The following is a 25,587-nucleotide window of genomic DNA, read 5'->3' as shown; positions in this document are numbered from 1 at the left end:
GGCCGCGCGGCGCCTGCCGCGCCGGCCGACCGGGCCGCCGCGGCGTGCGTCGAAGTGGCGCAATGCCGGCTTCGGTCAACCGGCCGGGCCGGTTGAACGTTTTACAATGACGGTTGTTCCACGACGTGAGTCTTCATGCGCACTTTCCTTTCCCTCGGCCGCACGCTCGCGCTGGCCGCCGCCGTGCTGGCGCCCGCCGCACACGCGAATAACGTGATCATCCTCAATTCGGCCGAAGCGACGCTTTCACTGATTGACCAGCAGACCCGCGAAGTCGTCAGCACGATGCCGACCGGCAAGGAACCGCATCACCTGATGGCGACGCCCGACAATTCGTCGCTGATCGTTGCAAATTCGGTCTCGAACAGCCTGATGTTCCTCGATCCGAAGACGGGCAAGCTGCAGCGCACCGTCGAAGGGATCGACGATCCGTACCAGCTCGGCTTCTCGCCCGACCGCAAATGGTTCGCGGCGGCCGGCCTGCGGCTCGACCGCGTCGACATCTACGGCTACGACGGCCGCGACCTGAAGCTCGTGAAGCGCGTGCCGCTCGCGGTGATGCCGAGCCACCTCGCGTTCACGAAGGACAGCAAGACGCTGCTCGTGTCGCTGCAGGTCTCCGGCGAGATCGCGGCGATCGACCTGCAGACGCAGACGGTCAAGTGGAAGATGAAGGTCGGCAAGGTGCCGGCCGGCCTGTGGCTCACGCCGGACGACAAGTACCTGCTCGTCGGGATGACCGGCGCGGATTACGTCGCGGTAGTCGACTGGCGCAACCAGAAGGTCGTCAAGCAGATCTATACCGGCAAGGGCGCGCACAACTTCCGCTCGCTCGCCGACGGCACGCACGTCGCGGTGACGAACCGGGTCGCGAACACGATCAGCATCATCGACGAGAACACGCTCACCAACGTCGGCGACATCACCGGCCTGCTGCCGGGCCCGGACGACATGGAGCTGTCCGCCGACAAGAAAACGCTGTGGGTGACGTTCCGCTTCGCGAAGAAGGTCGGGATCATCGACCTGGCGTCGCGCAAGCTGGTGCAGACGATTGCCGTCGGCCGCTCGCCGCACGGCATCTATTTCTACGACCGCGCGCCGTGGCGCGCCGCGAACGGCGCGTGACGGGCGGGGGAGAACGATGCTGCACCTGATCGATGCGTTCGTGTCGGACATCCAGACCTGGCTGTACGTCGACGTCGTGCAGCCGCTCCTCTTCAAGTTCAACCTGATGGACTATGACGAGGACACCTACGACGCGCTGTACTGGGTGATCGTTGGCGCGCTGCAGATGGTGCTGATGTTCGTGCTGCTGCGCCCGCTCGAGGCGCTGCTGCCCGTCGAACGCTGGACGAACCGCCGGGCCGTGCGGGTCGACGTGATCTACACGGCGATCGCGAAGCTCGGCATCTACTCGCTGTTCTTCTTCTTCGCGCTGCAGCCGCTGTTCGACAACTTCCAGGCGTGGCTGCGCCTGCACGGCATCGCGAACCTCAACCTCGACTACCTGTGGCCGGGCGTGACGTCGAAGCCGATCGTCGCGTTCGCGATCTATCTCGTCGTGCTCGATTTCGCCGGCTACTGGTATCACCGCTGGCAGCACAAGTTCGGCATCTGGTGGGAGCTGCACGCGGTGCATCACAGCCAGCGCCAGATGTCGCTGTGGTGCGACGACCGCAACCACGTGCTCGACGACGTGATCCAGTCGTGCTTCTTCGCGGCGATCGCACTCGTGATCGGCGTGACGCCGTCGCAGTTCGTCGTGCTCACCGCGGTCACGAACTTCATGCAGAGCATTCAGCATACGAATGCGCGGCTGCCGTTCGGCCGGCTCGGCGAGCGCCTGTTCGTGAGCCCGATCTTCCACCGGCGCCACCACGCGGTCGGCTACGGCCACGAAGGCACGAAGTACGGCTGCAACTTCGGCGTGCTGTTCCCGTGGTGGGACATGATGTTCGGCACCGCGTCGTGGAACCGCACGGTCGAGCCGACCGGCATCCGCGACCAGGTCGAAGGCGTGTCCTACGGCGAAGGCTTCTGGGCGCAGCACGGCCTCGCGTTCGTGCGGATCTTCCGGCGCCTGTTCCCCGCCAAGCGCGGCGCGGCATCGGCCTGATCCGGCCATCTTCACGTTGAGCGGCTCTCCCACGCGGCCCGCATGTGCTTTGGCGCATGCGGGCCGCGTGGTTTATCCTTTCCCCGTTTTTCTCCGTCGATACAGGCTCGCATGAACGACTTGCTGCGTTCCTTCGTCCGGGCATTGGCGAGCGCATTGCATCCGCGCATGCTCTGGCTCACCCTGATGCCGTTTCTCGTCTCGGCCGTCCTGTGGGGCGTCGTGCTGTGGTTCTCGTGGCAGACGCTGCTGGACCTCGCACGCGGCGCGCTCGACGGCTTCGTGCTGACGGCCATGCTGTACCGCGCGTTCGACGCGATCGGCATGTCGCAGCTGCACGCGGTCGTCGCGCCGTTCGTGGTCGTGTCGCTCGCGATCCCGCTGATCGTGCTGACCGTGCTGCTGCTGATCGCGACGATTTCGATGCCGGTCGTGATCAAGCACCTGGCGAACCGGCAGTTCGCGGCGCTCGAGCCGAAACGGGGCGGCACCTTCTTCGGCAGCGTGTTCAATTCGCTGTGGGCGGCGCTGGCCGGCGTCGTCGTGCTGGTCGTCACGATCCCGCTGTGGCTGATTCCGCCGTTCTTCGCGCTGCTGCCGCCCGTGATCTGGGGCTGGCTCACGTACCGCGTGATGACCTACGACGCGCTCGCGCTGCACGCGAGCCGCGACGAGCGCCGGGCGCTCGTGCGGCAGCACCGCTGGCCGCTGATCGGCATCGGGGTCGCGACCGGGCTGCTCGGCACCGTGCCGACCTTCGTGTGGGTATCGTCGGTCTGGATGATGGTGCTGTTCCCGTTCGTCGCGGCGGCCATGATCTGGGTTTACGCTTTCATCCTCGTCTTCTCGGCGCTGTGGTTCGGGCATTACTGCCTGCGCGCGCTGGAGGACCTGCGTGCGAGTTCGCGCGCCACCGCAATCGACATGGGGCAGGCATGAGCATCGGCATCATCATCATCGGCGACGAAATCCTTTCGGGCCGCCGGCAGGACAAGCATCTGGCGAAGGTCATCGAGCTGCTCGGAGCACGCGGCCTCACGCTCGACTGGGCCGAGTATGTCGGCGACGATCCGGCGCGCATCACGGCGACCCTCGCGCGCGCGATCGCGTCGGGCGACATCGTGTTCTCGACGGGCGGCATCGGCGCGACGCCGGACGACCACACGCGCCAGTGCGCGGCCGCCGCGCTCGGCGTGCCGCTCGAGCTGCATCCGGACGCGAAGGTGCTGATTTCGGAGCGGATCCGCGAAACGCACACCGATCCGGCCACGCCGGTCGACTTCGATTCGCCGGAAAACCAGCACCGCTTCAACATGGGCGTGTTCCCGGTGGGCGCGACGATCATCCCGAACGGCTACAACCGGATTCCCGGTTTCTCGGTCGGCGACCTGCACTTCGTGCCGGGTTTCCCGGTGATGGCGTGGCCGATGATCGAATGGGTGCTCGATACGAAGTACGCGCACCTGCATCACGCAACGCCGCACGCGGAACGCTCGCTGTACGTGTTCGAGCTGCCGGAATCGACGCTCACGCCGCTGATGGAGCGCATCGAGCGCGATTTCCCGGGCGTGCGCGTGTTCAGCCTGCCGAGCGTCGGCGATGCGGAGCGCGGCGGGATCTACGCGCGCCGTCACATCGACCTTGGTGTGAAGGGCGAGCCGGAAGCGGTCGCGGCCGCGTACGTGAAGCTGCGCGAAGGCGTGCACCTGCTCGGCGGCGATGTCGTCGAGCCCGATACGCCGCGCGCCTGAGCGGCCCCTCGATCAGCCGCACAAAAACCACGGGCCGCGCAACGCGGCCCGTCATCGGCATGTCATCGCCCGGCTCGACGATGGGGTTGTCGCAGCCGGCGTGAGCGGCGTGCCGTCAGGCGCCGATCCACGGCAGTTTCCGGAAGCACCAGCCTTCGACCGTCTTGCGGTGGCCTTCGGCGTCCTTCGCGCCCTCGAAGCCTTCGAGCAGGTCGAACGCCTTCGTGAAGCCGGCCTGCGTGGAGGCGACCGCGGCGAGCTTCGAGCGCGCGGCGCTGCGGCACAGGAACAGGATGGGCGTATCGGCCGGGAGGGCCGCCTTCAGTTCGTTGACGAATTCGGCGTTCGGCACGCCGCCCGGGTAGCGCGTCCATTCGAGGTGCAGGTACTGGCCGTCGCCGACGAGCGGGCGGCCGATCCAGTCGAGTTCGGCGCGGGTGCGCACGTCGACAAGCCGTGCCGACGGATCGAGCTGCAGCAGTTCGAAGGCCTCGGCCGGCAGCAGTGCCCCGGCGTAGTTCAGCGAGGCTTGTGCGCGGCGTTCGTCGGCCTTCGCGTAAAGCTGGTCGAGCGTACTCATGGCAGGGAGTCTCCTATCGGTCAAACGAACATTCTAGCGCGGCGTCGCGGGTCGGATGTCCGTGTGGGGTACGGTGCGCGCGCCCCACACGCGTTCACCAAAAGAGTGCAGAATGGCGCGCATGCACCAGAATGATTCCGCGGGCGCGGCGCGTTGCAACGATTGCACCATCGAGGTGCTTGCGGTTCGCAGGCGGTGCGAAGCCGGGCCCCGGAATTGCGCAGCACAGCCCCGTCGCGACGAGCGCCGGCGCGATTCGCGCCAGTCCTGCGCAGAGATGGCACGGAAGCTGCTATATAGAATTCGGTCGAATCGGGGCGCGCTGCGCCAAAGCAAGACCCCGGTCAGCTCGATAAACGAGGCGGTTCCCAGTCCGCCGGAATTGTTCAATCAGGAGAAGAGGTTATGAGTAAAACCGTCGCCGACGTCATGCAACTCGTGAAGGACGAGGACTGCAAGTTTGTCGATTTCCGCTTCACGGACACGCGCGGCAAGGAGCAGCACGTGTCGGTGCCGGTTTCGGCGTTTGACGAAGACAAGTTCGAAAGCGGTCATGCATTCGACGGCTCGTCGATCGCGGGCTGGAAGGGCATCGAGGCGTCGGACATGCTGCTCATGCCGGACCCGAACGCCGCATTCATCGACCCGTTCTATGAAGAGTCGACCCTGGTCCTGACCTGCGACGTGGTCGAGCCGGCCGACGGCAAGGGCTACGAGCGCGATCCGCGTTCGCTCGCGAAGCGCGGCGAAGCGTACCTGAAGAGCACGGGCATCGGCGACACGGCCTTCTTCGGTCCGGAACCGGAATTCTTCATTTTCGACTCGGTCCAGTGGAACACGGACATGTCGGGCTGCTTCGTGAAGATCAACTCGGAAGAAGCACCGTGGTCGGCTGGCAAGGAATTCGAAGGCGGCAACACGGGCCACCGTCCGGGCACGAAGGGCGGCTACTTCCCGGTCGCACCGGTCGACACGTTCCAGGACATGCGTTCGGAAATGTGCCTGCTGCTCGAACAGCTCGGCATCCCGGTCGAAGTGCACCACCACGAAGTGGCGGGCCAGGGCCAGAACGAAATCGGCACGAAGTTCTCGACGCTGGTCGAGCGCGCCGACTGGACGCAATGGTCGAAGTACATCATCCATAACGTCGCGCACTCGTACGGCAAGACGGCGACGTTCATGCCGAAGCCGGTCGTCGGCGACAACGGTTCGGGCATGCACGTTCACCAGTCGATCTGGAAGGACGGCCAGAACCTGTTCGCAGGCAACGGCTACGCCGGCCTGTCGGAACTGGCGCTGTTCTACATCGGCGGCATCATCAAGCACGCCCGTGCACTGAACGCGATCACGAACCCGACGACGAACTCGTACAAGCGTCTGGTTCCGCACTTCGAAGCACCGGTCAAGCTCGCTTACTCGGCACGCAACCGTTCGGCATCGATCCGCATTCCGCACGTGTCGAACCCGAAGGGCCGCCGTATCGAAACGCGCTTCCCGGACCCGATGGCGAACCCGTACCTGTGCTTCACGGCGCTGATGATGGCCGGCCTCGACGGGATCCAGAACAAGATCCATCCGGGCGAAGCAGCGGACAAGAACCTGTACGACCTGCCGCCGGAAGAAGATGCAAAGATCCCGACCGTTTGCGCGGGCCTCGACCAGGCACTCGAAGCACTCGACAAGGATCGCGAGTTCCTGACGCGCGGTGGCGTGTTCACGGACGGCATGCTGGACGCGTACCTTGCGCTGAAGGAGCAGGAGCTGGCGAAGTTCCGCATGACGACGCACCCGATCGAGTTCGAGATGTACTACTCGCTGTAATCGGCGATGGCGCTTCGATTCAGCGCCGTCATGCCGGTTCGTTCCCGTCGCGCGGCCTGCGGCGGGAACGGCGGAGTCTGAAAGGGGCGGCGTCCAGCCGTCCCTTTTTTGTTCCGGTGATTTTCCTTTTCTGGCCCGTTGAGGCGCGACAAGCACGCAGATGGTTCTGAAGAATCTGATCAAGGCGAAAGCGGGGCAGCCCGAGCGACTGACGGACGACGAGCGGCTCGCACGCTCGGGCCTGCTGGCGGGGCTGGAAGCGCTGCCGACGGTCGTGATCGTGCTCGACCGCAAGACGCTGCGGATCGCGTTCGCGAACCCGTCCGCGGAGGCGATGCTCGACATCTCGCGGCGGCAGCTCGCGCAGCGGCCGTGGGGCGAGATTTTTCCGAACGCGAACGAGCTGGCATCGACGATCACCGCAATCGGCGAGGAGCGCTTTCACGCGACGCACCTCGATACCGTGCTCGACCGGCCCGGCCGCGAACCGCTGCATGTGCATGCGATCGTCGGCTTCCTCGAGACCGCGCCCGATTTCGTGCTCGTCGAGCTGTTCGAGAACGAGCGGCAGTCGCGCACCGATCGCGAGGAGCGCATCCACGACCTGACCGCGGTCAACAAGCAACTGATCCGCAACCTCGCGCACGAGATCAAGAACCCGCTCGGCGGCATTCGCGGCGCAGCCCAGCTGCTCGAATTCGAGCTCGGCGAGCGCGAGCGTGGCGAGTTGCGCGAATACACGCAGGTGATCATCAAGGAGTCCGACCGCCTGCAGACGCTCGTCGACCGGTTGCTGGAGCCGCACCGGCATCCGCACATCGTCGGCGACGTGAACATTCATGAAGTATGCGAACGCGTGCGCGCGGTGATGCTCGCGGAATTCCCGCGCGGGCTCACGATCGAGCGCGACTACGACGTGAGCGTGCCGGATCTGCGCGGCGACAAGGAGCAGCTGATCCAGGCGCTGCTCAACATCGTGCGCAACGCCGCGCAGGCGCTGCGCGAACGGATCGCGCAGGGCGACGCGAGGATCGAGCTGCGCACGCGCATCGCGCGCAAGGTGACGATCGCGAAGCGCCTGTACCGGCTGGCACTGGACTTGCACGTGATCGACAACGGGCCCGGCATTCCGGAAGAAATCCGCGACCGGATCTTCTACCCGCTCGTGTCCGGGCGCGATGACGGCAGCGGTCTCGGCCTGACGCTCGCGCAGACGTTCGTGCAGCAGCACGACGGGATGATCGAGGTCGAAAGCCGGCCCGGACGTACCGAATTTCAGATCCTGCTGCCGCTCGACCATTGAGCGGCGGCATGGCGATTCACCAGATTCACCAATATCTGACCGACCTATGAAGCCGATCTGGATAGTAGACGACGACCAATCGATCCGCTGGGTGCTCGAAAAGGCACTCGCCCGGGACAGCTTCGCGACGAAGAGCTTCGCGAACGTGCGTGACGCGCTGGCAGCGCTCGACCACGAGACACCGCAGGTGCTCGTATCCGACATCCGGATGCCGGGCGGCTCGGGCCTCGAGTTGCTGCAGGCGATGCACGAGCGCCTGCCGGGCCTGCCCGTCATCATCATGACGGCGTTCTCCGATCTCGACAGCGCCGTCGCGGCGTTCCAGGGCGGCGCGTTCGAATATCTCGCGAAGCCGTTCGACGTCGACAAGGCGGTCGAGCTGATCCGCCGCGCGGTGGAAGAAAGCCTGCGCGCCGGCGCGCCGCAGGACGAGCGCGTGGCCGAGGCGCCCGAGATGCTCGGCCAGGCGCCCGCGATGCAGGACATGTTCCGCGCGATCGGCCGCCTGTCGCACTCGGCCGCGACCGTGCTGATCACCGGCGAATCGGGCACCGGCAAGGAGCTCGTCGCGCGTGCGCTGCACCGTCACAGCCCGCGTGCGAACGGGCCGTTCATCGCGCTGAACACCGCGGCGATTCCGAAGGACCTGCTCGAATCCGAGCTGTTCGGCCATGAGCGCGGCGCGTTCACCGGCGCGCAGACGACGCGGCAGGGCCGCTTCGAGCAGGCCGAGAACGGCACGCTGTTCCTCGATGAAATCGGCGACATGCCGTTCGACCTGCAGACGCGCCTGTTGCGCGTGCTGTCGGACGGGCAGTTCTATCGGGTCGGCGGGCACAACCCGTTGCGCGCGAACGTGCGCGTGATCGCCGCGACGCACCAGAATCTCGAATCGCGCGTGCGGCAGGGGCTGTTCCGCGAGGATCTTTACCACCGGCTCAACGTGATCCGGCTGCGCCTGCCGGCGCTGCGCGAACGCAGCGAGGACATCGCGCTGCTCACGCGCCACTTCCTGCAGAAGAGCGCGCGCGATCTCGGCGTCGAGCCGAAGCGCGTGTCCGACGATGCGCTGGCTTACCTCACGTCGCTGGCGTTTCCCGGCAACGTGCGCCAGCTCGAGAACCTCGCGAACTGGCTGACCGTGATGGCGCCCGCGCAAACGGTCGAGATCAAGGACCTGCCGCCCGACCTCGTGCCGGCCGGTGCGCCGGTGGTCGCGACGGGCGACGGTGCGGACGTGCACGTCAGCGGCGGCGATACGGCGCTCTCGCAAACGGCGATCGGTGCGGTGCCGGTGTCGTCCGCGCCTGTCGCGGCCGCGCCGAACGGCGGCGCGCTGGCCGGCTATCCGGTCTGGGAGCATGGCTTGCGCACCGAAGTCGCACGGCTGTTGCGCGAGAACTCGGCCGACGTGATGGACGAACTCGCACGCCGCTTCGAGGCGGCCGTGATCCGCGAGGCGCTCGACTTCACGCGCGGCCGCAAGGTCGAGGCCGCGGAGCGGCTCGGCATCGGCCGCAACACCATCACCCGCAAGATCCAGGAGCTCCATCTTGAGCCCTGAGCACGATTCGCGGCATGCGCGGGCATCGCGCATGCCGCAATCGGACATAATCGCGGTTTGCACGCAGCTTGCCATTCCGCCAATCCGCAATGTCCGATTCCTTCCGCTGGCCCGCCGGGGCCGACCCGTTCCGTTTCCTCGAAGCGCTCGACAGCAAGCGCGCCCGCACGTGGGTCGACGAGCAGAATGCGCGCACACGCGCCGCGCTGCGTGACGACGACGCGTATCGCGCGCTGACGGCGCGTCTCGCCAAAGCGTACCTGCCGCGCGAACGCCCGGTGATCCCGACCCGCTGGCGCGACTGGGCCTACGACCTGTGGCAGGACGATCTCCATCCGAAAGGGCTGTGGCGCCGCACGCGCTGGGACGACTGGCGCGCGGGAAACCCGGCGTGGGAAACGCTGCTCGACGTCGACGCGCTCGGTGCGAAGGAAGGCGAGTCGTGGGTGTTCGAGCAGGACTCGATCCTGTATCCGGACGGCGATCGCGCGCTGCTGTCGCTGTCGCCGGGCGGCGCCGACGCGGTCGTCGTGCGCGAATTCGATCTCGTCGAACGCCGCTTCGTCGACGGCGGCTTCACGATCGACGAGCCGGGGCATCACACGGTCGGCTGGATCGATCGCGATACCGTCTACGTGAGCTGGGATCGCGGCGAAGCGCATGCGACCGCGGCCGGCTATCCGTATGAAGCGCGCCGCTGGGTGCGCGGCACGGCGCTTGCCGATGCGCCTGTCGTCTTCAGCGGCGAACCCGACGACATCAGCGCGGGCGCGGGGTTCGATCCGATCGACAACCGCCATGTCGCGTGGCGCAGCGTCGATTTCTTCGACGCACATGCGTACCGTTTGACGGAGACGGGCGAATGGGCGCGCTACGACGTGCCGACCCATGTCGAGGTCGGATTCTGGGAAGGCTGGCTCATGCTGGAGCCGCGCCTCGACTGGGATTGCGACGGTGTGCGCCATGCGGGCGGTTCGCTGCTCGCGATCCGCGAGCAGGCGTTCCTGGCCGGGTCGCGCGAACTCACGACGCTGTTCGCGCCGCAACCGTCGACCTCCGCGTGCACGTGGACACATACGCGCACGACGCTGATCGCGAGCTGGCTCGACGACGTGCACAACCGCACGATGCTGTGGCAGCCGAGCCAGGCCGACGACGGTACGTGGACGTGGGATGCCCGGCCGTTCGAGTGGCCGGGGCCGGGCGACGCGCAGATCGACGTCGAGCCCGTCGAATCGACGCTGAACGACGAGATTTACGTGGACGTCGACACGTATCTCGATCCGCCCGAATGCTGGCTGGCCGATCTCACCGACCGCGCGGATGACGCGCCTTCGCGCCGCGTGCTGCTCGACCGGCCACCGGTGCAGTTCGATGCGGCCGGGCTCGTCGTGCGCCGCGCGAGCGCACGCTCGCAAGACGGCACGATGGTGCCGTACACGCTGATCGGGCCGCGCGATGCACTCGACGTGGCCGACGGTGCCGCGCGTGTCGCGCGGCCGTGCCTGCTGTCGGGTTATGGCGGTTTTGCGATCCCGAACCTGCCGGGCTACAGCGATGCGTTCGGTATCGGGTGGCTCGAGCGCGGCGGCGTGATGGCGTTCGCGCACATTCGCGGCGGCGGCGAGTTCGGGCCGCGCTGGCACGTCGATGCGCAGCGCGAACACCGCCAGCGTTCCTTCGACGATTTCATCGCGGTGGCCGAGGATCTGGCCGCGACCGGCGTGACGACCGCCGCGCAACTCGGCATCGAGGGCGGCAGCAACGGCGGGCTGCTGGTTGCCGCGTGCATGGTGCAGCGGCCGGAGCTGTTCGGCGCGGTGCTCTGCCGCGTGCCGCTGCTCGACATGCGTCGCTATCCGAAGCTGCACGCGGGCGCCGCATGGCTCGATGAATACGGCGACCCGGACGATCCGCACGAAGGCGCGGCGCTGGCCGCGTACTCGCCGTATCACCGCGTGCGAGAGGGCGTCGCGTATCCGCCGTTACTGCTGACGACGTCGACGCGCGACGACCGTGTGCATCCCGCGCATGCGCGCAAGATGGCCGCGCGCATGCATGGGCTCGGTCATGAACAGGTGTGGTACTGGGAGAACACCGACGGCGGCCACGGCAGCGCCGACGATCTGGAACGCGCGGAAGCCGATGCGGCCGAATTCGGGTTCCTGTGGGCCCATCTCGGGCCGGCGCCCGCGCGGCGCTGAACGCGCGCGGGCTGCCGAGAGATCAGCCGACGACCGCGACGACGGGCGTGTGGTCGGATGGCTGTTCCCACGTGCGCGGCGTGCGATCGACTTCGCACGACGTGCAGGTTTCCGCGAGCGCCGGCGACAGCAGCACGTGGTCGATGCGCAGCCCCGCGTTGCGGCGGAACGCCATCATCCGGTAGTCCCACCACGTGAAGGTCTTCTCCGGCTGTTCGAAGCGGCGGAACGCATCGACGAAGCCGAGCTCGATCAGCTGCGCGAAGTGCGCGCGCTCCTGCGGCGACACGAGGTTCTGGCCTTCCCATTTCGCGGGGTCGTGCACGTCGCGGTCTTCCGGCGCGATGTTGTAGTCGCCGAGCAGCGCGAGCTTCGGGTAGCGCTGCAGCTCGGTGCGCAGCCATGCCTGCAGCGCGTCGAGCCATTGCATCTTGTAGACGAACTTGTCGGAGTCGGGCGCCTGGCCGTTCGGGAAATACGCGGACACGATGCGCACGCCGTCGACCGTCGCGGCGACCACGCGCTGCTGCGGATCGTCGAAGCCGGGGATGTTGCGCACGACGTCCGCTTCGTCGACGGACAGCGTGTCGCGCGCGAGGATCGCGACGCCGTTGTAGGTCTTCTGGCCCGTGAACCAGCTGCGGTAGCCGGCGGCTTCAAGTTCGGCGCGCGGGAATTTCTCGTCCGGCAGTTTCAGTTCCTGCAGGCACAGCACGTCGGTTCCGCTTTGCGCGAGCCAGTCGAGCACATGCTGCTTGCGGACGTTGAGCGAGTTGACGTTCCAGGTGGCGATTTTCATGAACGGGAGTGTGCGTGCGGGGTGAATGCGAAGGCCGCCATCTTACCGCGAGCACGCGGCGCGAACGCGCGCATCGTGCGGGGCGGGGGAGGCGCCGCGCGCAGCCGTCTCGATGAACGGAGAAGAAATTGTGACAAAAGTATTGACGTGAGTACTCCTTCACCCTATAATTTATTTCTCTGACGCGGGGTGGAGCAGTCTGGCAGCTCGTCGGGCTCATAACCCGAAGGTCGTAGGTTCAAATCCTACCCCCGCAACCAAGCACACCAGACGATGTGCAGCGCAAGTGACCGATGCGCGCTTCGTCGACAAGAACCCGGCCCCGTGCCGGTTTTTTTGTTTTCCGCGTCCGAATGTTATTTCGGCGCGCCCGGGCTCCCGGGCAGGAAGCCGTTCTCGAGCCGATACGTCGACGTGTTGACGAGCGTAGCCCGTGCATTCGGCGTACCGGCCAGCACCGCGCACTTGTCCTTGCCCGTATTCAGCCGGATCGACCGTTCGGTCGTCGGATAGTCCACATCCTTCAGATAGAAATGCGGCAGTGACGTCGTGTACCGTGCATACGGCACGCACGACCGCTTCATCGGGTCGCTTGATGCACCATTGAACGGGAAGTACTCATCGAACAGGTAAGCCGAACTCGACAGGCCGCCCCAGTCCGCCGGTACGGCGATGCTGCCGGTCGGCGTCGTGACGCCGGTGGCGACGTCCGTGATGAAGCCTTCGACGGTCGAGCGCCCGTCGTTGCGATCGGCCTGCGCATGGACGACTTGCAGCCGGTACGCATGACCTGGTTGCCATGCGTAGGCGAGCGAGCATGATGTTCCCGCGCCGCCGTCGGCGCCGCCGCGGCAATTCGTGGACAGCGGCGTCGTGCCAGTGCCGAATGCGCTGAAGATCACGAGATTGCTGCCTTGGGTGCGCGGCTGGATGCCGGTATAGATCGCGTGCCCGCCGTGCTCGGACGACAGCTGGTTGGCCCAGTAATAACTGGCATTGACGTTGGTCGGCACGACCTCGGGTGTGATATCCCATGTCATGCGGTCGAAACCGCCGTTGGGCGTCGCCGTGGCCGACGCGGTGATGTTGGGATCGGCGTGCGCGTTGAGCATGGTCGACACGGCGAGCAGCGCACCGACCACGGAGCTGAATCCATTCATGTTCAGGTTCCTGTTGGTGGAAAAAGAGATCGCACGAGCAGCGTCGATTGCAGCGACTCCGCTCGCAAACCAATTTGCGTTCACTTTATTACCAAGGGATAACCAGTCGCGTTGGCGAGGCAGCATGGTGCGCGCCGCTCGATTCGCGGGCGGTGCCAGCCGAGCCCCGTGCAGCGGGCGAGAGCAAGGTGTTGCGCGCAGGGCGACGAGGGCTCCGGAATGGTGATTCCCGTCACACGGAATAATCCGGCCACGAACATGCGGTGATGGTTGCCGGCGAGCGTGGTGGCATCCGATCGAACGCCGTGCGACGGCGCGCGGGTGTCAGCGCGCCGCCCACTCGACCGCCGCCTTCGCATGCAGGGCAGTCGTATCGAACACTGGCAGCGGCGAGTCGTCCGCGCCGATCAGCAGCGTGATTTCCGTGCAGCCGAGGATCACGGCCTGTGCGCCCCGTTGTGCCAGTTCCTCGATGATCGTCACGTACGTCGCGCGCGACTCCGGCGAGATGATGCCGTGGCACAGCTCGTCGTAGATGATCCGGTGCACGTCGTTGCGCCCCCGTTCGTCCGGCACGAGCACCTCCATTCCGAATTTGCCGCGCAATCGCTCCGCATAGAACGGCAACTCCATCGTGTAGCGCGTGCCCAGCAGCGCGACGCGCTCGACGCCCGCATCGCGCAGCGCGTCGCCGGTCGGATCGGCGATGTGCAGGAACGGCAGCGTCACCGCGGCTTCGATCGCATCGCATACGCGGTGCATCGTATTGGTGGTCAGCACGACGAGATCGGCGCCGGCCGCTTCGAGCTGTCGCGCGGCACCGGCCATCCTTTCGCCGAGCGCAGCCCAGTCGTGCGTGCGCTGCAGCGCTTCGATCTCCGCGAAATCGACCGTGACCAGCACGCTCTTCGCGTTGTGGTGCCCGCCGTGCAAGGCCTTCGAATGGCGATTGATCATCCGGTAATACTCGGCCGACGATTCCCAGCTCATCCCGCCGATCAGTCCGATCGTCTTCATCCGTCACCTTCGCGTTTCGTGTATTGCGGCAGACGAGTATAGGCGGCGCTGTCCGCGCCCGGCCGGTACGATCCGTGCAAAGCGGGCCGGTACGGCGCCGCCGGGCACGGCCGCACGCGACAGTTGAAACCGGCACTGTGTTTTTGTACAGTATCGGCACCGTGAACCCGACCATCATTCCGCCTGCCGATCCGCACGTGCCGCCGCCGGGCGACGCGCTGCCGCGCATGCGCAAGATCATTCACTGCGACTGCGACTGCTTCTACGCGTCGGTCGAGATGCGCGACGACCCGTCGCTGCGCAACCGGCCGCTCGCGGTCGGCGGCCGGCCCGACCAGCGCGGCGTGATCGCGACCTGCAACTACGAAGCGCGGCGCTACGGCGTGCATTCGGCGATGTCGTCGGCGCTGGCGATGCGCAAGTGCCCGGACCTGCTGATCCTGCCGTCCGCGATGGACAAGTACCGCGCGGCGTCGCGGCAGATCATGGCGATCTATCGCGACTACACGCCCGACGTCGAGCCGCTGTCGCTCGACGAGGCGTACCTCGACGTCAGCGGGTCGGACCGGTGCCAGGGCAGTGCGACGCTGATTGCGCGGGAGATCCGCCAGCGCGTGTACGACACGGTCGGCGTGACCGTGTCGGCCGGCGTCGCGCCGAACAAGTTCATCGCGAAGATCGCGTCCGACTGGAACAAGCCCGACGGGCTGTTCGTCGTGCGGCCGCACGAGATCGACGCGTTCGTCGCGGCACTGCCGGTGCGCAAGCTGCACGGCGTCGGCAAGGTGACGGCCACGCGGCTCGACCGGCTCGGCATCCAGACCTGCGCGCAGTTGCGCGACTGGCCGCTGATCGACCTGCACCGTGAGTTCGGCGCGTTCGGGCGGCGGCTGTACGAACTGTCGCGCGGGATCGACGAGCGGCCCGTGCAGGCCGACCAGGAGCGCAAGTCGGTCAGCGTCGAGACGACCTACGTGACCGACCTGACGACGCTCGAGCAGTGCGCGGAGGAAATCCGCCGCCTCGTCGTGCAGCTCGACGCGCGGATCGAACGGGCGGGCGCCGCGCGGTCGATCCGCAAGCTGTACGTGAAGATCCGCTTCGCCGATTTCCAGCGCACGACGGTCGAGTGCGTGGCCGATGCGACGAATGCGGACACGGCCGTCACGCTGCTCGCGAAGGGGCTGCAACGGCGTGCGCAGGCGGTGCGGCTGCTCGGTGTCGGCGTGCGCATCGACGAGGATACGGCCGAGCGCCACGGGCAGTTCTCGCTGTTCGACGACGCATCGCCCGCGCCATGAAAAAAGGCACCGCCGAAGCGGTGCCTTTGCTTGCAAGCAGCCGAAAGGGTCGGGCGGCGCTCAGTGCGCGGGCGCGGCCATCCCGTTGTGGCGCAGCAGTGCATCGATCTGCGGCTCGCGGCCGCGGAACGCCTTGAACGAATCCATCGCCGGGCGGCTGCCGCCGACCTCGAGGATTTCGCGGCGATAGCGCGTGCCGGTCGCCGCATCGAGCACGCTGCCGCTCTCGGCAGCCGCTTCCTCGAACGCCGCGTACGCATCGGCCGACAGCACCTCGGCCCACTTGTAGCTGTAGTAGCCGGCCGCGTAGCCGCCCGCGAAGATGTGGCTGAACGTGTTCGGCCAGCGCGAGAACGCGGCTTGCGGGATCACGTGATAGCGTTCGTTGATCTCGCGCGCGAACGCGGTCACGCCGGTGGCGCCCGCCGGGTCGAAGTCGACGTGCAGCAGCATGTCGAACATCGAGAACACGATCTGGCGCAGCGTGCCGAGCCCGCTCTGGAAATTCTTCGCGGCGATCATCTTGTCGAACAGCTCGCGCGGCAGCGCGGCGCCCGTGTCGACGTGCGACGACATCGACGACAGCACGTCCCATTCCCAGCAGAAGTTTTCCATGAACTGCGACGGCAGCTCGACGGCATCCCATTCGACGCCGTTGATGCCCGACACGCCGAGTTCGTCGACGCGCGTGAGCATGTGGTGCAGGCCGTGGCCGAATTCATGGAACAGCGTGATGACTTCGTCGTGCGTGAAGCACGCGGGCTTGCCGCCGACCGGCGCCGAGAAGTTGCAGGTGAGATAGGCGACCGGCGTCTGCACGCTGCTGCCGCGCTTCGCGCGCGAACGCGCATCGTCCATCCACGCGCCGCCGCGCTTGCCTTCGCGTGCGTACAGGTCGAGATAGAACTGCGCGACGAGCGAGCCGTCGCGGTTCTCGACGCGGAAGAAACGCACGTCCTTGTGCCACACCGGCGCGTCGTCCGGCTTGATCTGCACGCCGAACAGCGTCTCGGTGACGGTGAACAGGCCCTTCAGCGCGGCCGGCTCCGGGAAGTACTGCTTGACCTCGTTTTCCGAGAACGCGTAGCGCTGCTGGCGCAGCTTTTCTGCTGCGAACGCGACGTCCCACGGCGCGAGTTCGGCGAGGCCGAGTTCCTTCGCGGCGAACGTGCGCAGCTCGTCCCAGTCCTTGTCCGCGTGCGGGCGCGCGCGCGTCGCGAGATCCTCGAGGAACGCGATCACCTGCTGCGGCGATTCGGCCATCTTCGGTGCGAGCGACACTTCGGCGAAATTGCGGAAGCCGAGCATCAGCGCCTCTTCGCGGCGCAGCTTCAGCGCATCGGCGACGATCGCCGTGTTGTCCCATTCGGCCTTGCCGTCGCCGTACTGCGGCCCGAGTTCCGACGCGCGCGTCGCATAGGCGCGGTAGAGCGTCTCGCGCAGTGCGCGGTTGTCGGCGTATTGCAGCACCGGGAAGTAAGACGGGAAGTGCAGCGTGAATTTCCAGCCTTCCTTGGCATCCTTTTGCGCGGCTTCGCGGGCGGCCTCGATCGCGTCGCCGGGCAGGCCGGCCAGTTCGGCCTCGTCCTTCACGATGTACGCGTACGCGTTGGTCGCGTCGAGCACGTGATCGGAGAATGCCTTCGACAGCGCGGCCTGCTGTTCCTGCAGTTCGGCGAAGCGCGGCTTCTGGTCCTCGGGCAGCTCGGCGCCCGACAGGCGGAAATCGCGCAGTGCGTTGTCGAGGATCTTCTTGCGTTCGATGGACAGCGTCGCGTATTCGGCGCTTGCGGCGATCGCCTTGTACTTCTCGTACAGCGCGAGGTTCTGGCCGACGCTCGACCAGAATTCGGTCACGCGCGGCAGGTTCTCGCCGTAGGCGGCCCGCAGTTCCGGTGTATCGGCGACCGCGTTCAGGTGGCCGACGATGCCCCATGCGCGGCCGAGCGGCTCCGTCGCGTGCTCGACCGTCTCGACGACTTCTGCCCAGGTTGCCGGCGTCGCGGCCGCGCTTGCCGTCTCGACCGCGCGGTTGGCGGCATCGAGCAGCGTGTCGAGCGCGGGCGTCACGTGTTCCGGGCGGATCTCGCCGAAGCGGGGCAGGCCCGAAAAATCGAGAAGCGGGTTGGTGTTGGCGCTGGCGGACATAAGACTCCCTGTCTGTTGCCGGATGAACCGGAGTGAAAAGGGTAAGGCGCGCAAGGCAACGCGGCGCCCGATATCGACATTATTGGGGCGCATCGCGCGCTTTCCAATCGTTAGTTTCTAACGACGCGATTGGCGCGGGGTCGAATGCGGAGGGGAGACGTCTGGTGGCGCGGCCGACGCCGTGTGGTGCGGCGAGGCCGGCGAGGCGCCGGCGCGCGGAATCGCACGCCGGCTGAACGGGCAGGGGGTCAGGCGGCCGCGTCGGCGGCGCGCTCGGCGGCTTCGATCGTGTTGATCAGCAGCATCGTGATGGTCATCGGGCCGACACCGCCCGGCACCGGCGTGATGTGGCCGGCCACTTCCTTCACGCCCGCGAAGTCGACGTCGCCGCACAGCTTGCCGGCGTCGTCGCGGTTCATGCCGACGTCGATCACCGTCGCGCCGGGCTTCACCATGTCGGCGGTCAGGATGTTGCGCTTGCCGACCGCGGCCACCACGACGTCGGCCTGCCGCGTGTGCGCGGCGAGGTCACGCGTCTTGCTGTGGCAGATCGTCACGGTTGCGCCGGCGTCGAGCAGCATCATCGCCATCGGCTTGCCGACGATGTTCGAGCGGCCGATCACGACCGCGTTCGCGCCCTGCAGCGGAATGTCGTGTGCCTCGAACATCTTCATCACGCCGTACGGCGTGCACGGGCGGAACAGCGGCTTGCCGGTCATCAGTGCGCCGGCGTTCGCGATGTGGAAGCCGTCGACGTCCTTCTCCGGCGCGATCGCCTCGATCACCTTGTGGCTGTCGATGTGCGCGGGCAGCGGCAGCTGGACGAGGATGCCGTGGATTTTCGGGGCGCGGTTCAGCGCGTCGATGCGCGCGAGCAGGTCGGCTTCCGACAGCGTGGCCGGGTACGCATCCTTCAACGAGAAGAAGCCGTTGTCCTCGCACGCCTTGATCTTGTTGCGCACGTAGACTTCGCTCGCCGGGTTGGCGCCGACGAGGATCACCGCGAGACCGGGCTGGTGGCCGCGTGCGGTCAGGGCGGCGGCGCGTTCGGCGGCCTGCGCTCGCAGGGTCTTCGAAAGGGCGTTGCCGTCGATGAGGAGGGCTGTCATGGTGGTGGTCCTGCCGGGAAGTTGAAATGCGGTCGTGCGGCGCCAGAAGCGTCGCAGCAAAGCACGCGATTATACCGTTCGCCTGCTGCCGTCCGACAGCGAATAAGCAGGAAGCGTCATGGCCGCGGCGCTCGTGCGCCGGGAGAGCGGCCGCCGCCGCGCGAGTGGGCCGCATCGCGCGGGGCGGACAGGGCTGGCTGCGGGCCGGGCGGGCAGTGCCGCCGCGGCCGGCGCCCGCTCAGGCCTGTTTCTTCGACAGCGCGAGGCGCAGCAGGTCAGCCACCGTGTTGACGTTGAGCTTTTCCATGATGTTCGCGCGGTGCGCTTCGACCGTCTTGATGCTGATGCCGAGATCGTCGGCGATCTGCTTGTTCAGGCGGCCCGCGATGATCCGTTCGAGCACCTGCTGCTCGCGCGCGGTCAGCTTCGACAGGCGTTCGCTCGCGGCACGCTGCTCCTGGACGCTCTTGCTTTCGCTTCGGGCCTTGTCGAGCATCCGCTCGACGAGCTTGCGCAGCTCGGCTTCGTCGAACGGTTTCTCGATAAAGTCCATCGCACCCTTTTTCATCGTCGAGACGGCCATCGGCACGTCGCCGTGACCCGTGACGAAGATGATCGGCAACGCGGCATTGTCGGCAATCAGGCGCTCCTGCAGTTCGAGGCCGCTCATGCCCGACATCCGGACGTCGAGGATCAGGCACGCGATCTGGCCGGCCTGCTGCGCAGGCTGGTAGGCATCGAGGAACTGCTCGGCGCTCGAGAAGCATTGCACGCGATAGCCGTTCGCCTCCAGCAGCCAGCGCAGCGAGTCCCGTACGGCCTCGTCGTCGTCAACGACAAAGACGGTTTCCTGAGTGGTGGTGACAGGGCTATTCATAGTTCTCCCGTAACGGTATGTGATGCCGATGCCTCGCGCCCCCCTTGGCCGAGATCAGCGGGTTCCCCAATGGGCAGACTGCAGTGGAACGTTGCGCCGGAAATGCGGCCATCCGGCTCAACGTTGTTGACCACCCACAGACGCCCCCGATGCGATTCGATGATCGAACGACAGATGTTCAGCCCCATGCCCATGCCATCGGACTTGGTGCTGTAAAACGGTTCAAACAGGCGCTCGGCGGTCGCTTCGTCGACGCCCGGCCCCTGGTCGATCACGCGGATGTCGACGAAGCCCGCCTCGATGTCGGCGACGACGCGGATCACGCCGTCCACCGACGCCGGCTTCACGTCGGCCATTGCTTCGGCCGCGTTCTTCATCAGGTTCACGAGCACCTGCTCGATCAGCACGGGGTCGACATAAATAATAGGCATTCTTGCGAGGATTTCCGTGACGATCCGGATCCTGCGCTTCCTGGCCTCGATTTCGGCGAGCCCGACCGCGTCGGCGACGATGTCCGCGACGCGCGCCGGCTGGCGCTTCGGCTCGCTGCGCTTCACGAATTCGCGGATCCGCTTGACGATCATCCCCGCGCGCAGCGCCTGCTGCGCGGTCTTTTCCAGCGCGGGCTGCAGCGTCTCCGGCGTGCCGCGGCCGCTCTTCACGAGCGCGAGCGTGCCCGAGCAGTAGTTGTTGATCGCGGCGAGCGGCTGGTTCAATTCGTGAGCAATCGACGACGCCATTTCACCCATCGTCATCAATCGGCTCGTGAACTGCAGCTTCTCTTCCTGCTGGTGCGCGAGTTCCTGCGCCTTCTTGCGGGTCGTGATGTCGGTCGCGATCTGCATCTGCGCGAGGTGGCCGTCCACCCACTGGATGTACTGGCGGCGCACCTCGAACCACTTCTGGATGCTCTCGACGTACACCTCTTGCGCATCGGCGGTGCTGCTCGTCAGCGCGGCGGCAGGCAGGCCCGCGAACGCGTCGACCATGTCGATCGAGTCGGACGATGCCTGCGCGCGGTCGAAGCCGCCGCCCGACAGCTCGAGATGGCCGTCCGGGCGAATGCCGAACAGGTGGCGGTAGTAGCGGTTCGCGAACAGCAGCTCGGCCTCGTCGGCGGCCAGCACCGACACTGCCGCGTCGAGGCTTTCGAGCACCGTCGTGAAGCGTTCGTGCGCGGCTGCGAGTTCCTCGCGCGCGCGCTTCGGCTCGGTGATGTCGGTCATCGACGACATCCAGCCGGTCTGTCGGCCCGAGCTGTCGATCAGCGGCGACACGTACAGGCGCGCATGGAACAGCGTGCCGTTCTTGCGCCGCACGCGCAGCTCGAAGCCCGAGCTCGGCGCCTTGCCGCGCAGCGTCATGTCGAGCTGGCGCTGCATTTCCGGGTACGCGTCGCGCGGCCAGTACGGGAACGGCGCGACCTTGCCGACGAGGTCGGTTTCGTCCCAGCCCGTCATCCGGCAGAACGCCGGGTTCACGTGCGTGATGCGGCCGTGCATGTCGAGCACGCGCATGCCGATCAGCACCGAGTTTTCCATCGCGCGGCGGAAGAACGCTTCCGCGTACAGCGCCTGCTGCGCCTCGAAGCGCTGGCGCGTGTGCTTCCACAGGCTCCAGAGGCTCCACAGCACGAAGCACGACAGGCCCGCGACGAGCCACACGAGCGTGTTGTTGGTCAGGTTCGTGAGCTGCGGGAATGCATACACGCGCACGGTCAGCCCCTGGCCGGGCGGATCGAGCGGCAGGTCGTAGTGCGAGTCGCGCGGCAGGCGCGGGCGCGTCGACGTGGACGACAGCTCGCGGTTGTTCGCGTCGGTGATCGAGATCTTGTACTTCGACGACAGCTCTTGCGGGATGTCGTGCTTCAGGATGCCTTCGACCGAGAACACCGCGGCGATCGCGCCGAGGTACTCGCGGTCGCCGCGCATCACCGGTGTCTGCAGCGTGATGAAGCCGTTGCCGAAGTCGTCGTAGATCAGCGGCGAATAGGCCTGGCGGCGCGTGCTGCGCGCCTCGTCGTAGGCGCCGCGCACGGCGTCCTGCATCTGCGCTTCGCCGGGTTTCGCGAGCCGCTGGCCGAGCAGCGGCGGATGCACGGTCGGCCAGCGCTGCACGCCGGGCGACGTGTACCAGTTCAGGTAGAGGATTTCCGGATGCGTTTGCATTACATCCGCGACGGCCATCTGGAACGCGTTCTGGTCGAGGCGGCCGGACGCGAGATCGCGCGACAGCGCCTGGAGCTGTTCCTGCGCACCCGTCATCGACAAGCGGATCTGCTGCTGCGCCCACGCGACGTTACGGAAGAGGGTGTCTTCCTGCTGCTGCTGTTCGCGGCGATTGAGGCTCCACAGGATGAGGCTCATCACCACCAGGAACACGAGGATCGACAGCAGGGGCGTCAGCAAATAGGAATTGGACCACCACGGTCCGTGGTGCCAACGGGACGGCTGCGACTCCGCCGGCGGGCCAGACGGTCGCGCCGAGCGTGCGAAAAGCCGATCGGTCAACATGGCAGGATTGTAGCGCAGCGCAATACATGGAAAACCTATACCGGATATGTTGAACGGAAACGGATTTGTTCAGCCGCGGCGCGCCGGAGCGCCCCGAAATATGGGTGCAGCGCAGCAATATTCCGCATTGCGAGAAAAGATCTCACAATTCGAAAATTTTGTTGCGCATGCCCGCGCACGCTCATTACAATCCGTTCGAGCTTGCCCGCAGCCGGTCGCGTCGCGTCGTCTGCACGAGAGCGATCCTCACATTCCAGGACCCAGGAGACGAGAATGTCCGCTGTACCGAACGAAGTGATGAAATATGTCGCCGCCGAACGTGACGACGACCCGCAAGAAACCGTCGAGTGGCTGGAGTCGCTCGATGGCGTGATCTCCTCCGTGGGCACCGGCCGTGCGCATTACCTGATTGAAAAGCAGATCGAGTTCGCCCGCATGCATGGCGAACACCTGCCGTTCTCCGCCAATACCCCGTACATCAACACGATCCCGGTCGGCGCGCAGGCGAAGATCCCGGGCGACCAGGACCTCGAGCACCGCATCCGTTCGTACACGCGCTGGAACGCGCTGGCGATGGTGCTGCGCGCAGGCAAGGACACGAACGTCGGCGGCCACATCGCATCGTTCGCATCGGCCGCGACGCTCTATGACGTCGGCTACAACCATTTCTGGCACGCAGCGTCCGAGCAGCACGGCGGCGATCTCGTGTTCGTGCAGGGCCACTCGTCGCCGGGTGTGTACTCGCGCGCGTTCCTGCTCGGCCGCCTGAAGGAAGAGCAGCTCGACAACTTCCGTCAGGAAGTCGACGGCCAGGGCATTTCGTCGTACCCGCACCCGTGGCTGATGCCGGACTTCTGGCAGTTCCCGACCGTGTCGATGGGTCTCGGCCCGATCATGGCGATCTACCAGGCGCGCTTCATGAAGTACCTGCAGGCGCGCGGCATCACGAAGACGGAAGGCCGCAAGGTGTGGGCATTCCTCGGCGACGGCGAGACGGACGAGCCGGAATCGCTCGGCGCGATCGGGATGGCGAGCCGCGAGAAGCTCGACAACCTCGTGTTCGTGATCAACTGCAACCTGCAGCGTCTCGACGGCCCGGTGCGCGGCAACGGCAAGATCATCCAGGAACTCGAATCGGAGTTCCGCGGTGCCGGCTGGAACGTGATCAAGGTCATCTGGGGCAGCCGCTGGGATGCGCTGTTCGCACGCGACAAGTCGGGCGTGCTGATGCGCCGCATGATGGACGTCGTCGACGGCGAGTACCAGACGTACAAGTCGGAATCGGGCGCGTTCGTGCGCGAGCACTTCTTCAACACGCCTGAACTGAAGGCGCTCGTCGCCGACTGGTCGGACGACGACATCTGGGCGCTGAACCGCGGCGGCCACGATCCGCACAAGATCTACGCTGCGTTCCACGAAGCCAGCAACACGAAGGGCGCGCCGACCGTCATCCTCGCGAAGACCATCAAGGGCTACGGGATGGGCGAGTCGGGCCAGGCGATGAACATCACGCACCAGCAGAAGAAGCTGCCGGTCGAGCAACTGAAGAAGTTCCGTGACCAGTTCCGCCTGCCGATCACCGACGAGCAGATCGCCGACGTACCGTACCTGAAGTTCGAGGAAGGCTCGAAGGAACTCGAATACATGCGCAAGCAGCGCATGGACCTCGGCGGCTACCTGCCGCATCGCCGCGAGAAGGCGACGTCGCTGCCGGTGCCGGCGCTCGACGCGTTCGAGCCGCTGCTGAAGGGCACGGGTGAAGGTCGCGAGATCTCGACGACGATGGCGTTCGTGCGGATCCTGAACATCCTGCTGAAGGACAAGGCGCTCGGCAAGCGCGTCGTGCCGATCGTCCCGGACGAATCGCGCACGTTCGGCATGGAAGGCCTGTTCCGCCAGATCGGCATCTGGAATCAGCAGGGCCAGAAGTACGTGCCGGAAGATTCCGACCAGCTGATGTTCTACAAGGAATCGGAAACCGGCCAGATCCTGCAGGAAGGCATCAACGAAGCGGGCGGCATGTGCGACTGGATCGCTGCGGCGACGTCGTACTCGACGCACGGCGAGATCATGCTGCCGTTCTACATCTTCTATTCGATGTTCGGCTTCCAGCGGATCGGCGACCTGGCATGGGCCGCGGGCGACATGCGTTCGCGCGGCTTCCTGCTCGGCGGTACCGCGGGCCGCACGACGCTGAACGGCGAAGGCCTGCAGCACGAAGACGGCCACTCGCTCCTGTGGGCGGCATCGGTGCCGAACTGCGTGAGCTACGACCCGACCTTCGGCTACGAACTCGCGGTGATCATCCAGGACGGCCTGCGCCGCATGGTGGCGGACCAGGAAGACGTGTACTACTACATCACGGTGATGAACGAGAACTACGAGCACCCGGCGATTCCGCAGGGCGAGCACGTGGCGGCCGACATCATCAAGGGCATGTACGCGTTCAAGAAGGCCGACGCAGACGAGAAGGCCCCGCGCGTCCAGCTGCTCGGCGCGGGCACGATCTTCAACGAAGTGATCGCTGCCGCCGACCTGCTGAAGAACGACTGGGGCGTCGCCGCCGACCTGTGGAGCGTGCCGAGCTTCACCGAGCTCGCGCGCGAAGGCCACGAGATCGAACGCTGGAACCTGCTCCATCCGACCGAAGAGCGTCGCCTGTCGCACGTGCAGAAGTGCCTGAAGGACACGCAGGGCCCGGTCATCGCATCGACCGACTACGTCCGTGCGCTGGTCGACCAGATCCGTGGCCAGATCGATCGCCGCTTCGTCGTGCTGGGCACGGACGGCTTCGGCCGCTCGGATACCCGCGAGAAGCTGCGTCACTTCTTCGAAGTCGACCGTCACTGGGTCACCGTCGCCGCGCTCAACGCGCTGGCCGACGAGGGCACGATCGAGCGCAAGGTGGTCGCGGAAGCGATTGCCAAGTACAACCTCGATCCGTCGAAGCCCAACCCGATGACCGTTTAACGCACACGCCGTGTGATGCCGCGCGCCGCTCCCGCGAGGGGCGCGCGCGGCCATGGAGACAGAAACAGATGAGTCAAGCGATCGAAGTGAAGGTGCCGGATATCGGCGATTACAAGGACGTCCCGGTGATCGAGATCGGCGTGAAGGTCGGCGATACCGTCGAGCCGGAGCAGTCGCTCGTCACGCTCGAGTCGGACAAGGCGACGATGGACGTGCCGAGCCCGGTAGGCGGCGTCGTGAAGGAAATCAAGGTCAAGGTGGGCGATTCCGTGTCGGAAGGCTCGCTGATCATCCTGCTCGAAGGCGGCGCCGCGGCGCAGGCGAACGGCGCGGCAGCGCCCGCCGCTGCACCGA

19 protein-coding genes and 1 tRNA gene are annotated in these 25,587 nt (G+C 66.3%); 12 read left to right on the top strand and 8 right to left on the bottom strand.

Annotation, left to right across the window (positions count from 1 at the left end; all coding sequences use genetic code 11):
- Nucleotides 1–135: 135 nt before the first annotated feature.
- The 4 genes from G3O06_RS36060 to G3O06_RS36045 all read left to right on the top strand — a co-directional run bounded on the left by G3O06_RS36060 (nucleotide 136) and on the right by G3O06_RS36045 (nucleotide 3,867).
- Nucleotides 136–1,125 carry a beta-propeller fold lactonase family protein gene (locus G3O06_RS36060; protein WP_205819043.1) on the top strand — a complete coding sequence of 330 codons (990 nt, stop codon included), beginning with the start codon at nucleotides 136–138 and terminating at the stop codon, nucleotides 1,123–1,125.
- Between the two features lie 16 nt (nucleotides 1,126–1,141).
- Complete coding sequence (locus tag G3O06_RS36055) at nucleotides 1,142–2,116, top strand: sterol desaturase family protein (protein WP_205819042.1); 975 nt, start codon at nucleotides 1,142–1,144, stop codon at nucleotides 2,114–2,116.
- A gap of 111 nt (nucleotides 2,117–2,227) precedes the next feature.
- Complete coding sequence (locus G3O06_RS36050) at nucleotides 2,228–3,055, top strand: EI24 domain-containing protein (RefSeq protein ID WP_069248376.1); 828 nt, start codon at nucleotides 2,228–2,230, stop codon at nucleotides 3,053–3,055.
- On the top strand, nucleotides 3,052–3,867 hold the full coding sequence (locus G3O06_RS36045) for a molybdopterin-binding protein (protein WP_174918836.1): 816 nt from the start codon (nucleotides 3,052–3,054) through the stop codon (nucleotides 3,865–3,867). Before G3O06_RS36050 ends, G3O06_RS36045 begins: the two co-directional genes overlap by 4 nt.
- Nucleotides 3,868–3,982: 115 nt before the next feature.
- Here G3O06_RS36045 and G3O06_RS36040 read toward each other — a convergent pair whose 3' ends face one another.
- Nucleotides 3,983–4,447: a rhodanese-like domain-containing protein gene (locus G3O06_RS36040; RefSeq protein ID WP_069248374.1), complete on the bottom strand. Its 465-nt coding sequence runs from the start codon at nucleotides 4,445–4,447 to the stop codon at nucleotides 3,983–3,985.
- Nucleotides 4,448–4,852: 405 nt separating this feature from the next.
- Here G3O06_RS36040 and glnA point away from each other — a divergent pair, with 405 nt between their 5' ends.
- The 4 genes from glnA (at nucleotide 4,853) to G3O06_RS36020 (ending at nucleotide 11,339) form a co-directional block, all read left to right on the top strand.
- Nucleotides 4,853–6,268 carry a type I glutamate--ammonia ligase gene (glnA, locus tag G3O06_RS36035; protein ID WP_174918835.1) on the top strand — a complete coding sequence of 472 codons (1,416 nt, stop codon included), beginning with the start codon at nucleotides 4,853–4,855 and terminating at the stop codon, nucleotides 6,266–6,268.
- Nucleotides 6,269–6,428: 160 nt separating this feature from the next.
- On the top strand, nucleotides 6,429–7,571 hold the full coding sequence (gene glnL, locus G3O06_RS36030; RefSeq protein ID WP_174967294.1) for a nitrogen regulation protein NR(II): 1,143 nt from the start codon (nucleotides 6,429–6,431) through the stop codon (nucleotides 7,569–7,571).
- 46 nt (nucleotides 7,572–7,617) lie between these two features.
- Entirely contained in the window at nucleotides 7,618–9,135 is a 1,518-nt protein-coding gene (gene ntrC, locus G3O06_RS36025; protein ID WP_205819041.1) for a nitrogen regulation protein NR(I), read from the top strand.
- A gap of 89 nt (nucleotides 9,136–9,224) precedes the next feature.
- Nucleotides 9,225–11,339 (top strand): prolyl oligopeptidase family serine peptidase, encoded by a 2,115-nt coding sequence (locus tag G3O06_RS36020; RefSeq protein ID WP_205819040.1) that lies wholly within the window; start codon nucleotides 9,225–9,227, stop codon nucleotides 11,337–11,339.
- 22 nt (nucleotides 11,340–11,361) lie between these two features.
- Here the strand turns inward: G3O06_RS36020 and xth are convergent, their stop codons facing one another.
- Nucleotides 11,362–12,138, bottom strand: coding sequence for an exodeoxyribonuclease III (gene xth / locus G3O06_RS36015; protein WP_043190389.1), 777 nt, complete (start codon nucleotides 12,136–12,138; stop codon nucleotides 11,362–11,364).
- Between the two features lie 183 nt (nucleotides 12,139–12,321).
- On the opposite strand from xth, the gene G3O06_RS36010 reads away from it, so the two are divergent.
- Nucleotides 12,322–12,398 (top strand) — tRNA-Met (locus tag G3O06_RS36010).
- Nucleotides 12,399–12,494: 96 nt separating this feature from the next.
- On the opposite strand, the gene G3O06_RS36005 is transcribed toward G3O06_RS36010, so the two are convergent.
- Together G3O06_RS36005 and G3O06_RS36000 are read right to left on the bottom strand one after the other, a co-directional pair.
- Nucleotides 12,495–13,298 (bottom strand): hypothetical protein, encoded by an 804-nt coding sequence (locus tag G3O06_RS36005; RefSeq protein WP_205819039.1) that lies wholly within the window; start codon nucleotides 13,296–13,298, stop codon nucleotides 12,495–12,497.
- A gap of 324 nt (nucleotides 13,299–13,622) precedes the next feature.
- Nucleotides 13,623–14,315: an aspartate/glutamate racemase family protein gene (locus tag G3O06_RS36000; protein ID WP_174967297.1), complete on the bottom strand. Its 693-nt coding sequence runs from the start codon at nucleotides 14,313–14,315 to the stop codon at nucleotides 13,623–13,625.
- 137 nt (nucleotides 14,316–14,452) lie between these two features.
- On the opposite strand from G3O06_RS36000, the gene dinB reads away from it, so the two are divergent.
- The gene (dinB, locus tag G3O06_RS35995; protein WP_174999563.1) at nucleotides 14,453–15,616 is read left to right on the top strand and encodes a DNA polymerase IV; all 1,164 of its coding nucleotides are present in this window, start codon (nucleotides 14,453–14,455) and stop codon (nucleotides 15,614–15,616) included.
- Between the two features lie 60 nt (nucleotides 15,617–15,676).
- On the opposite strand, the gene G3O06_RS35990 is transcribed toward dinB, so the two are convergent.
- From G3O06_RS35990 to fixL, 4 genes are all read right to left on the bottom strand, one after another.
- The gene (locus G3O06_RS35990; protein WP_205819038.1) at nucleotides 15,677–17,764 is read right to left on the bottom strand and encodes a M3 family metallopeptidase; all 2,088 of its coding nucleotides are present in this window, start codon (nucleotides 17,762–17,764) and stop codon (nucleotides 15,677–15,679) included.
- 248 nt (nucleotides 17,765–18,012) lie between these two features.
- Complete coding sequence (folD, locus tag G3O06_RS35985; protein ID WP_205819037.1) at nucleotides 18,013–18,873, bottom strand: bifunctional methylenetetrahydrofolate dehydrogenase/methenyltetrahydrofolate cyclohydrolase FolD; 861 nt, start codon at nucleotides 18,871–18,873, stop codon at nucleotides 18,013–18,015.
- A 238-nt stretch (nucleotides 18,874–19,111) separates the two neighbouring features.
- Complete coding sequence (gene fixJ, locus G3O06_RS35980) at nucleotides 19,112–19,750, bottom strand: oxygen response regulator transcription factor FixJ (RefSeq protein WP_006493245.1); 639 nt, start codon at nucleotides 19,748–19,750, stop codon at nucleotides 19,112–19,114.
- Nucleotides 19,747–22,263 carry an oxygen sensor histidine kinase FixL gene (gene fixL, locus G3O06_RS35975; RefSeq protein ID WP_174967299.1) on the bottom strand — a complete coding sequence of 839 codons (2,517 nt, stop codon included), beginning with the start codon at nucleotides 22,261–22,263 and terminating at the stop codon, nucleotides 19,747–19,749. The genes fixJ and fixL overlap by 4 nt, the downstream gene beginning before the upstream one ends.
- 273 nt (nucleotides 22,264–22,536) lie before the next feature.
- Between fixL and aceE the strand changes: the two genes are divergently transcribed.
- Together aceE and G3O06_RS35965 are read left to right on the top strand one after the other, a co-directional pair.
- Nucleotides 22,537–25,233: a pyruvate dehydrogenase (acetyl-transferring), homodimeric type gene (gene aceE / locus G3O06_RS35970; RefSeq protein WP_205819036.1), complete on the top strand. Its 2,697-nt coding sequence runs from the start codon at nucleotides 22,537–22,539 to the stop codon at nucleotides 25,231–25,233.
- A gap of 68 nt (nucleotides 25,234–25,301) precedes the next feature.
- Nucleotides 25,302–25,587: biotin/lipoyl-containing protein (locus tag G3O06_RS35965; protein ID WP_346779577.1), on the top strand; the 286-nt coding region annotated here is incomplete at its 3' end.

This window comes from Burkholderia sp. Ac-20345, assembly GCF_017104825.1.
Classification (GTDB): domain Bacteria; phylum Pseudomonadota; class Gammaproteobacteria; order Burkholderiales; family Burkholderiaceae; genus Burkholderia; species Burkholderia lata_B.
Note: the sequence above shows the minus strand (reverse complement) of the source record. Positions and strands in the feature narration are given on the sequence as shown.